This window comes from Paramuribaculum intestinale (genome assembly GCF_003024925.1).
GTDB classification, from domain to species: Bacteria; Bacteroidota; Bacteroidia; order Bacteroidales; family Muribaculaceae; genus Paramuribaculum; species Paramuribaculum intestinale.
In genome coordinates this window covers 1-10,752 of sequence record NZ_PUED01000090.1, presented here as the reverse complement: position 1 = coordinate 10,752, position 10,752 = coordinate 1, and the positions used below count along the sequence as shown (strand labels likewise).

Here is a 10,752-nt window from a genome sequence, read left to right as displayed (position 1 = left end):
ATCGGTGACAGAATTCCCTCCATGGCCAAGCGCAGCGGCAATAGTTTCTTTTGGGATATCGAGTGAGGCGGCTATGGTAGCCCAAGAGTGACGCGCCCAATAAGTCGATATGCGCATACCGAGCTGATAACCTATAGGAGCAAGACCACGACAGACTGAGGCGTAGAACGACCGATAGTTGGCGTAGTCATCAAGATAAGAGAGGAGATAATCGGATCCCCAATACTGCGCTATTATAGCCATCGCCTCCGGCTCAACTTTGATAGAATACAGACGATGAGTTTTGGCGCGGGAGTACTCTATCCGTCCGTCGACGATCTTGCGCAGGCGGCATAAGTCTACCACGTTTATGCCGCACAAGAAAAATATTAGCTTAAAGCAATCCAGAGCTTGCTGCTCGAAGGGCTCCATCCCTTGTGCGTTTAGCACTTCGCGCAATTGGTCGAGCGTCAGCGCGCGTTTTCGTGTTGATTCGGGGGTGATCTTGAACTTGCGAAACGGGTAGCAGCTTATCAAGCCATCGGTGATTGTATCGTTGAATATGGCGCGAATATTGCGAAAATGGATGTTGCGGGCATTGCGCGATGGGGATGTTTGCGCGAGGAATGCGTCAAACCGTCGAAGCCAAGCAACGGTTATGTCCTCGAATCGCAGACCGCCTAAATTCTGCTTGCGAGTGAAAGCCTGCAGACGATGAAGCGTATTGCGATATACGCGTTGTGTGCCAGCAGAATGTGACGAGACAAACTCATTGTATCGTGAGAGGAAAGTCAGATCCGGCTTAGAATCGGAGGGGTACAACTCCGCCATGACTCGCTTTTTGATGTCGCAAGCGCGCATATTCAGGAGCTCGCCGTCTGATTGAAGACGATAAATTATGCCATCTGCGTTGAGCTTGCACTCCGCGATTTGACTATTTAATTGCTGCTTGCGGGGATGGCCAATTATCATTTGCCGGCTGATGTCCCACTGAGTAGGCAGGAGAGAGACATTAAGGGGGATAAATGCTCTCACGCCATTTTTGGTAAGGACGAGGCGGAGAGGTGCCGGAGCACCGGGCCGAACGGCTCGGCAATCAAGATAAAATCGAGTAGTGATCATAACCTTAAAATCGCTCGCTTGTGAGTTGCTTGTGAAATGCAACTATCTGCAACGTAGTGCTACAAACTGCAACATCTGCGGGCTTTTTTTTTAAGGCGTCCGGCCTCTTTGTATAAAATAAAACGCCATAATGAAATCGCAAAACGATTTGATTACGAGCGTCTTATCTTGCGGAGCGAGGGGGATTCGAACCCCCGAGCCGCTTTTGGCGACTACACGCTTTCCAGGCGTGCCTCTTCAACCACTCGAGCATCGCTCCATAAAATGGACGGTTGAACTTTGTGGGTGCAAAGTTAGTTTTTTTTTGCGAATTAAGCAAGCGCTTATCTCACTTTCTATGCGTAATGCAGCTGTCAAAATGCCTTATTGTGCGTATTAACCTGATTTACAGAAGCATACATAGCGAAGTCAGTCATTTCATCAAAAAACAATAGTATGGGAAATATGGCGCAAGGCAGATATCTGTCTTGGCATCCTTATGGCGTGCATCCTCTCCGAGCAAAACGCTCAGGTGATCCCAGAATGGTTTCCGATGATGTTTGTGACGAAAATGAGCTATTTCGTGAAGTATCACCCCGTCAATCCAGTCGCTTCGGAATATTACGAGCATCGGTGGGAGATAGATGACATTGTCGTAAGTGCATTGGCCGAGCACATTTTTAGGCAAGCGCTTTATTACGACTCCACCGCCGGCAAGTCTTTTGTTTTCGAGCCAGTATCTGACTCGTTCGGGCAGCACTTTTTCGGCCTGCGCAGTAATATGGTCGCGAAGCGTGACACGTAGCCATTCCTGAATGCCAGTATCATTGAAGTCTGTCGACGGGGAATAGATAATATCTATCTGCGGCAGATCGGCGACGATGATCATGACAGTATGGCCGTCGACGATATATCGGCACGAGGCACACAGATATTCGCCCTCGCGGTCTATTATGCCACCGTCTACCTGATGCCATGCCACATTTATATGAGCAGTCCTTAGCCTCAGCGACGGATTGATGATGAATTCAGGCTGTTTCATGCTTTCCATTTGCGGTCGAGCAATGCATCGAAGGCTTTGCTGTTGGAGTTGATCTGTAGTCCGTAGAAACGTGTGCCTTTGCTCTGCGCCTTTCTTACACGCTCGGTATTGGCTCGGTCGGGCGGATTGAATATGAAGTCGGATATGATCAGCACGTCCGCCATACCATAGTCATCCGATTCCAGCAGCCTCAGTGCCTCGATCAGCAGTTTTTCCTCGCCATTGCCGCCTGTGAATCTTTGTTGCAGAAACGATGTAAGGGCACGCATGTTGGCCCCACGCCCGAGATCGATAGAGCGGATTCTCACAGAAAATGTGATCAGATAGCAACTCCGATGTTCGGCGCGGGCTATTCTGACAAGCTGTATCAAAAGTGATTTGGCCATCTGCTCCGGTCGCCCGTACATAGATCCGCTGGTGTCCACCGCTACAATTATCGGCCCCTTTTTAGGCCGTGGCAAGGGGTTGTTGATCTGAGTCTTTAGAGGCGCCGCCGATGGTGCCGAAAACTGTTGAAGCTGTCTCAAGGCATAGCACTGATAAAACAGCTGCTCGGTGTCGGGAGTCGACAGCAGGAGGGTTTCAGAGGGGGTGACACGTTCTATATCATTACCGAACGAAATTTTAGAAATACCTTCGCCCGCATCATTCGACGACAATCCCTTCGGGAGATAGCTATACATGAGATTGTCTACTGTGCCGTCGGCATCACGGGCGCGGCCTATGATGTCTACAATCTCGCTCAACACAGGCGACTTATAGACTATATCCTCAATCTTGCGTCGTTCGATATAGTCCTGATCGCCGATCTCACGGAAGCGCTGTGCCCAGTTCTGTTTCGAGCGCGCGAGCATCTCCCTGCGGGTCTCTTCCGCATGGTTGCGACAGGCCGATTCCCAGTCGGAGGTAAGCGCGGCGAACACTGCATCGTTGTTTTCGCCGTCAAAGCGTTGTGAATATCCGTCGATGTTCACCTCATACTTGGTATACCGTTGCTTTATATGCCCTACCACTCCCGACCATTGCCGGCGCTTCTGTTCGATCGACGCACTTCTGAATCGATTTATCATCGCGAGTTCGGCAGCAAGCTGCTGTTCGACGATGGCGAAATGCTGCAGCAACGCCTGAAAAAAATCCATAAGATTCTCTTTCAGCACCTCCGCCCAAAGCGGATCGACGCTGACCAGATGAGGATTCTCGTCGATCACTTGACGCATGTATGCGCCAAGCTGATCATCAGCAGCGATCTCCGGAGGCATTTCCCTGCGCTCGATATAGAAATCGAATGCTTCGGAGTACGTGTCGATCCGGTTATTTATGCGTTCCGTATCGCTCATCACAGCAATGATGCAAGATTCTGCAGTTTGATCTCTGTTTCGGTCACCGATTGTTCAGCCTCGGCTATTTTCTTCCTGACCAAAGCCATATCGGTCGACGAAAGGAATATATTGACCGGTGTCTTCCAATTGTGATCTACCATCGCACGCCATTCGTCCAGGAGCGTTGCAAATTCGTTTTTAAGATCGTCGACACGCTGATATACAGGCTTGGCCTTTCCGGAACTCACGGTGTCAGCCTCGTCACAGTCGGCTCTTGTAAACGTATATGGAATGCCGTCGACAAACAATCCTCCCCTGCACTTCTGCAATTCGCACCGCCTTATACTGTCGCCATCCGATGACTTGCTCTCAAGCGGACGCCCCGGGAGCATGGCATGGATGACGAAACGCTTGCGTGCTTTGTCGAAATATTGTATGCCTGCCACACTCCGCGAATCGTCCAGACCGTTGTAATCCCATTTGGCAAACAGGCATTCGCCGTCGGGATAATCATCTATCCGATAATAAAAGAAATCGAATTCCTTGAACCGCCCGGCGGCATTCCGTTCAGTCTTGTCGGACTCCGACGGACGTAATATCCGCTTTATTTCCCGATCTACCGACGAAAGCCGCTTCAATATCGGCGACACCATGGATTCGAGCACGGCTTTGATGACCGGTTCACGGCTCTCTGCATCGCTCCAGAAACAGTGGATCAGCAATATGAAGTCAGTCATATCTATCTGCCGGCGACCGTTTAGTAATGCTGACGTCTGCATAAGCCCGAACGATTTTTTCCAGCGCCGGTCGGATATATAGAAACGCAGATGGCCCTCATCATCCTTTTCAAGCGTCATCAATGCCTTACGCAATGCCTTGATCGAAGCAGCCACATCTGTTCCCAGTCCGACGCTGCGCGACTCCTTCTGCCATCGCCCATACTCTTCCGATGTTATAGCCCTGTCTGAATCCAGAGGAGAGTTGTCCATGGCATCGCCTTGGATCATCTTCATGAATGCTGATTCGCTTTCGATGCAATTGGATACCATTCTTACCAGAAAGCGATCCCATAGAGCCTCCAGTCCTTCGTTTTTAGCCGGGAGTTCATTGCTTGCGGCTATGAGTGTCTTCATGGGGATTCTGACTGTGCTGCTTCCGTTATGATATATATGTTCATTGACGGCGGTCAGAAGCGTATTTTGTATTGATGGTCCGGCCTTCCATATTTCATCAAGAAACACCACATCGGCCGTGGGCAGATAGCCGTCAGTCAGACGCTCGTAGCGATCCTCGTTTTTGAGCTTAGATATTGATATCGGGCCGAAAATTTCATCAGGAGTGCTGAAACGCGACATCAGATAATCAAACGACCGGGCATTGTCAAAAACGTCCTTGAGCCTTGATGCGACAAGACTCTTGGCTGTACCCGGAGGTCCGAGAAGAAACATATTTTCCCCGGCCACGGCACATAGCAGAGCCATAGCCACAATCTGATCTTTCTCATACACTCCCCTGCTCATCCAGGATATCACATCCTTTATGCGCGCCGTCATTGACGCATCGTCGCTACTGTCTGCCGCTTGCCTCGGTCTTGTTTTCTTGGCCATAAATCCAATCGTGTGTGTTGTCAAAAGGTTATTGATCAGTTTACGGCACAAAATTATAATTTTTGTTCCACATAATCTGACACGCCGCCCATATATTTTTCTAAATGGGTAGCCGCTGCATGTGAAAGCTGATGTCGGTTTTATTCGAGATGTATCAGCGCCTTGAACCTCTCTACTGTATCAGGATCGCCTGAATGTTTTCCGCGGTCTTCGCTCAGTTTGCATGTCTGGAAGTAGAATGGCCATGACTCGGTTATCTTCACGGATGTGAGCTTTATCACAATATTCATTGGCCTGACATTTGCAAAATCGTTTGTGAAGTGCGTGCCTATGCCATAAGATGGCTGACATTTCCCCTCGGCATAGCGCTGCAAGGCTATCGCCTCGTCGACATCGAGCGCATTACTGAACACCACCTGTTTTGTCATCGGATCGATATGAAGCGAACGATATTTGGCCGTGATTTTGTCGAGTTGCTCATAATTGTCGCCACTGTCCACCCGCAGCCCCTTGAACATATTGGCGTAATCCTCTGAAAAATTCAGGCTGAATATATCCCACCCGTAAGTATCGTAGAGATATGTTCCCAATGCGCCACGGTATGTATGACTCCAGATGCGCATAGCCATGTAGTTGGCCATCTGTGGGCCGTACATTCCGGCTATGGCGCATATCAGCTCGTGGGCCATAGTGCCGACCGGAGTCAGATCATGCTTCATGGCCAGATACACATTGCTTGTGCCCACAAAGCGTCCATTGCCGCCATTGTCGCAGCGCGAACTTCCGGCGAGCGAGGCCACAGCCACATCCTGCGCCCGGAACGATGCGCGGCGACGTGTCCCGAAGTCACTGAACACACATCCACCCTCCACAAGACGTCGCCCCTTGGCTTCAGTACGCTGTCCGAACTCTGCATAATCAAGTCGGTAGGCATCTCCGGTCATGATATAATACAGCTCCGAAACCATTGCGAGCACCTTTACTTCAAGCAAAATGGTGCTGCTCCAGCTCCCCTCGAAAGTTATGTCGAGGTGTCCTTCGTCGTCCTGAAATACGCTGACCTGACGCGAATCGTATCTGAAACCTTTCAGGTAACTGTAAAACCAGTCGGGAATATAGCTGCACCGACGCTTCATGAAGTCGATCTCCTCGTCGGTTATGATCACCGATTCCAAAGCCTTGATCTGTCGACGCAGTTCGTCGGCAAACCCAGCCGGATACACCGTGTTGTTGCGGTCGTTGAAGCGATATTTCACCTGTGTGCGCGGAAAATTGTCTATCACAGCCACACACATTGTGAATTTATACAGATCGTCGTCTGTGAAATGGGTGATTATCTGCTGCATGGGTTGTATTTTTGTTCTTAGAGTGTGTTTACTTTTGACTTATGTTAAGATTTAGAGAATATGTTCGAGTCAATTTTTAGATTTTGTGAAGGAGTTATGGGGTTCCATAATGACTGAACAAAAGCTTAAAATTGGTCGAAAAGAGCTATAAAGATTTCATAAAGTTAAAAGTAAACATACTCTTAAAAATACAACGCTCAGATATGGCTGACGGTTTGATCCAGCGGCTTGCGCGAGAAATGATTCGGCAGCGGTCCGGCACCCGGAGCGGCATATCCGAGATCAAGAATCATCAGTATTTCCTCATGTTCGGGCAGGCCGAGCGCCTCATGCAGTTTGTCAGGATCAAAGCAGTTGACCCAGCATGAATCCACGCCACAGTCGGCCGCCGCAAGCATAAGATGTGTGGCCACGATCGAGGCATCCTCTATGCCCGAGTCGCGTGTGCCTCCCGGATATGTATATACGTTATTTTTGTCAAATGCCACTATCAACACCACCGGCGCTCCGTAGCGGCAAGGTGTCACAGCATCGATGGCTTCAAGCGACTTGGCCGATCTGGCCACATAGATATGCTGCTCCTGAAGATTTTTTGCTGTCGGCGCCAGCCGTGCCATTTCAAGTATCGACTGGATGGTTGCCTCATCCGGCACTCTCTCGGAATATTGCTTGCATGAATATCTGGTGCCCACCAGCTTGCTGAATTCCATATTATAACGTTTTGAGATAGTTGTAGATTATATCACTTACGCGCTGATTCCGACAGCAGTGGATCTATCAACGGAAAAATCTGCGGCGATGCAGTGACGACAGAGATATTGCGGTCATCGCGAAAAAAACGGTGTCGAGCCCCGGCCTCATCGGCTATCAGCAGAGCCGCGCTTACGTCCCATCTGTGGAGATTAAGTTCCCAATGTGCATCAAGAAAACCGGCGGCCACATAGCATATTTCAGTTGCGGCCGATCCAAGCCGGCGGATACCTCTCACCATAGGCATGACACGCTCAAGATTATCAAGATTGTTGTCGGAGGTGACATTTTTGTCGACCGGAAAACCTGTTGCGACCACTGCCCGGCTAAGACTGTCAATGGTCGACGGCTTCAGGGGCTTTCCGTTCAAAAAAGCGCCCTGACCTTTAACCGCATGGAAAAACTCGTTGAGATATGGAGCGAAAACAACTCCGATCACGGTTTCTCCTTTGTATTCGACACCGATGGAAACAGCATATACCGGCAGTCCGGAACCGAAATTTGTTGTGCCGTCAAGCGGATCGATCACCCATCTCCAGCCGCTGTCGCCATCAGTGGCGCCGCTCTCCTCCGACAAGATCGCATGTGACGGATAACATTCCCGTATATGGCTTATCAGCAGCGCTTCGCTCGCCTTGTCGGCAGCTGTGACTATGTCGCTGTCATTTAGCTTGGTATGTATATCAAGATCATCGCCACGGAAATATTTCAGAAGCAACGCTCCGGCCTCACGGGCCCAGCTCATAGCGTTGAGCGCTATGTCGTCGATCATTCGGTCCATAATCGTTGACATCATTCAATCGGCACCTGACGGCGGAATTCCTCTTTGAAAGATATAAGCGTTTCCGTGCGTCCCGCACCGATAGTCTGGAAATTGTCGCGTATTATCTGGAGCATGTGGGCATTATTGCGCGCATAAAGCTTCACCAGCAAATCGTACTTGCCTGTAGTGTAATGGCATTCCACCACTTCAGGAATATGGCGGAGCTGCTCCACGACCGTTTCATAGCTCGACGGCTCATTCAGAAAGAAACCGACGTAAGCACACGTTTCATAACCCATTGCCGATGGATTGATCAGCGATTCGAATCCGTTTATCACACCTGAAGCTGTGAGTTTCTGAATACGCTGATGTACAGCCGCTCCCGAAACATTGCACTCCCTTGCTATCTCCAGAAAGGGAACCCGTGCGTTTTCGGTCAGCATCTCGAGAATCTTCCTGTCGAGGCTGTCATATTGTTGTCGTCCCATATGTTTTTGTCAATTGTCATGCAAAATTAAATAAAAATTGTCAGCCCTACAACCCTATCTTATTGTTTAAGCATTCTTCCATCTTTGTGAAAAATGACCGAATAAATACGACATAAAGATCAAAACCAAATGTCGGATATGTTGTTGTAATATCAGGTTTCAACAATTGCAGACTTGCAAGTTGTCGACACATCAACACTTGTCTGCCGGTCAAATTTTATCATTTACTCTCATGAATGATCGCATTATTTGTCTTCTGTCTATGATATGCATCTATGCATCCGCATACGCACATGACGCCACCCTGCCGACCGACTCAGCCCACTATATCGGACATCAAGCCGTGGGACTCGTGCTCAGCGGAGGCGGCGCCAAAGGCATAGCACATATAGCCGTCATAAAAGCGCTTGAAGAAAATGACATACCGATCGACTATATCGCCGGTACCTCGATGGGAGCGGTGGTCGGCGGCCTCTATGCAGCCGGATATACTCCCGACGAGATGATGGCGCTTATCAAGTCTGAAGGTTTCGCCGACTGGTCGACGGGTAAGATTGATCCCGACTACCTCTACTATTTCGACCGCGAACCCTCCTCGCCCGCCATGGTCAAAGTCAACCTCGGATCGTCGGGCAACGGACGCCCTGTGTCGGTATTGCCTACCTCGCTGATCAATCCGTTGCCGATGAATTTCGCGTTCATGGATCTGTTCGCAGCCTACACGGCTCAATGCGGCGGCGACTTCGACCGGCTGTTTGTGCCTCTGCGCACGGTCACATCCGACGTCTACAGCAAACACAAGATAGTGCTGTCGCACGGATCGCTCGGCGATGCCGTCAGAGCGTCAATGAGTTTTCCGCTGGTGTTCCGTCCGATAGAGATCGATTCCGTGCTGGTATATGACGGCGGCATATATGACAACTATCCATTCAATGTGATGCGCACTGATTTCGCTCCGGATATAATGATCGGATCCAACGTATCCGGACCGGATAAAAAACCACAACAAAACAACGTGCTTCAGCAGCTTGAGGACATGATCATACAGAACAACGACTATGACATGCCGGCCGACTGGGGCGTCAGCATCAATGTGCCGGTGCGCATGTACGGTGTGCTTGATTTCGACAAGGCCGACACAATCTATGCCATAGGCTACCGTGCCGCCATGGAGATGATGGACTCGATCAAGACACGCGTGACCACACGCATCCCATCAGAAGTACGGCAGATCAGACGCATGGCGTTCAAGGCCGCCACACCTTATGTCAGATTCGATTCAGTCAGTGTAGAGGGTGGAACTTCACGTCAGAACGAGTTTATCCGCTATCTGTTCACCCACAATACACCGGACACATTCGGTATAAAAAGAGCACGCGACTCCTACTACAGGGCTATCACCCCGGGCAAACTGGAGAATCTTGTGCCACAGGCTGTTTACGACGATTCTACCGGCATGTTTAACCTTCGGCTAAAGGCCAACGTGAAAAACAACTTTCAGGTAGCCGCCGGAGGATACGTGTCAACATCAACTTCGTCTATGCTCTATTTTTCAGGCGGATATAACACGCTATCATTCAATTCGCTGACTACCAGTGCCAATATCTGGCTCGGCCAGAGCTATCAGGCCGCGCTCATCGACGCCCGTTTCAGCCTGCTCACCCGCATTCCTTCCGCCTTGCGCTTTCAGGCTGTAGCGTCGCGACAGAAGTTTCATGAAAGCGACGAACTCTTCTTTCAGGACAACATACCCATATTCGTCACCGATACCGAATTGTTCGGCAGGATAAGCTACGTCATGTCGGCCGGACGTCCGGCCAAACTCGAATTCGGTATAGGAGCCGGACTGATAAAAAACCGTTTCTTCCCGACCTCAGGAACCGATTTCCGCTCATCATTGCGCGATCATACCTACCGGCATCTTGTCGAAGGACGCCTGGGCTATGAATACAATACGCTCGACAATATCAACTACCCCACGTCAGGCTCCCACATCAATATCAGGCTGACAGGAGCCACCGGTCGATATCGATTCGAACCGGCCGGCACTGACCACACGGCCGATATAAGCCGACACACCATTATCGGACAGGCCGAAGTCAAGGCCACACATTATTTTACCATCGGGCGTAAAGCTGCTTTAGGCACGGAAGTTCAGGCATTGATATCCAACCGTGGTCTGCAGTCGGGCTACGGCGCCACGCTTGTCATGGCACCCTCCTACACTCCAACGCCATCGACCTACAACTCATTCAATCCGGCATTGAGAGCCAACTCGTTTGTCACCGCATCGATGGTGCCGATATGGAAAATAAGCTCCAGTGTGCAGCTTCGCACTACATTGTGTGCCTTCATGC

The 10,752-nt window shown here is 50.1% G+C and carries 9 protein-coding genes, 1 tRNA gene and 1 pseudogene; 1 reads left to right on the top strand and 10 read right to left on the bottom strand.

The features are described from left to right. The 10 genes and pseudogenes from C5O24_RS07925 to C5O24_RS07885 all read right to left on the bottom strand — a co-directional run. Positions 1 to 810 (bottom strand): tyrosine-type recombinase/integrase (locus C5O24_RS07925; RefSeq protein WP_240604931.1); only part of this gene is annotated, 810 nt, incomplete at its 3' end. 45 nt (positions 811 to 855) lie between these two features. Beyond that, positions 856 to 1,101 (bottom strand): annotated as a pseudogene (locus C5O24_RS14605) (Arm DNA-binding domain-containing protein); the annotation flags it as partial. A 171-nt stretch (positions 1,102 to 1,272) separates the two neighbouring features. Beyond that, a tRNA-Ser gene (locus C5O24_RS07920) sits at positions 1,273 to 1,360 on the bottom strand. A 153-nt stretch (positions 1,361 to 1,513) separates the two neighbouring features. Beyond that, positions 1,514 to 2,131 carry a YgjP-like metallopeptidase domain-containing protein gene (locus C5O24_RS07915; RefSeq protein WP_107035848.1) on the bottom strand — a complete coding sequence of 206 codons (618 nt, stop codon included), beginning with the start codon at positions 2,129 to 2,131 and terminating at the stop codon, positions 1,514 to 1,516. Then, complete coding sequence (locus C5O24_RS07910) at positions 2,119 to 3,459, bottom strand: vWA domain-containing protein (RefSeq protein WP_107035847.1); 1,341 nt, start codon at positions 3,457 to 3,459, stop codon at positions 2,119 to 2,121. Before C5O24_RS07910 ends, C5O24_RS07915 begins: the two co-directional genes overlap by 13 nt. Beyond that, a complete protein-coding gene (locus C5O24_RS07905) occupies positions 3,459 to 5,048 on the bottom strand; it encodes an AAA family ATPase (protein WP_107035846.1) in 1,590 nt (529 codons plus the stop codon). Before C5O24_RS07905 ends, C5O24_RS07910 begins: the two co-directional genes overlap by 1 nt. Positions 5,049 to 5,188: 140 nt before the next feature. Continuing rightward, on the bottom strand, positions 5,189 to 6,394 hold the full coding sequence (pncB, locus tag C5O24_RS07900) for a nicotinate phosphoribosyltransferase (RefSeq protein ID WP_107035845.1): 1,206 nt from the start codon (positions 6,392 to 6,394) through the stop codon (positions 5,189 to 5,191). 197 nt (positions 6,395 to 6,591) lie between these two features. After that, positions 6,592 to 7,104 (bottom strand): nitroreductase family protein, encoded by a 513-nt coding sequence (locus C5O24_RS07895; RefSeq protein ID WP_107035844.1) that lies wholly within the window; start codon positions 7,102 to 7,104, stop codon positions 6,592 to 6,594. 32 nt (positions 7,105 to 7,136) lie between these two features. After that, on the bottom strand, positions 7,137 to 7,925 hold the full coding sequence (locus tag C5O24_RS07890) for an inositol monophosphatase family protein (RefSeq protein WP_107035861.1): 789 nt from the start codon (positions 7,923 to 7,925) through the stop codon (positions 7,137 to 7,139). A gap of 11 nt (positions 7,926 to 7,936) precedes the next feature. After that, the gene (locus tag C5O24_RS07885) at positions 7,937 to 8,395 is read right to left on the bottom strand and encodes an Lrp/AsnC family transcriptional regulator (RefSeq protein WP_107035843.1); all 459 of its coding nucleotides are present in this window, start codon (positions 8,393 to 8,395) and stop codon (positions 7,937 to 7,939) included. A gap of 262 nt (positions 8,396 to 8,657) precedes the next feature. Here C5O24_RS07885 and C5O24_RS07880 point away from each other — a divergent pair. Next, the coding region (locus C5O24_RS07880) for a patatin-like phospholipase family protein (protein ID WP_107681678.1) at positions 8,658 to 10,752 on the top strand (2,095 nt) is incomplete at its 3' end.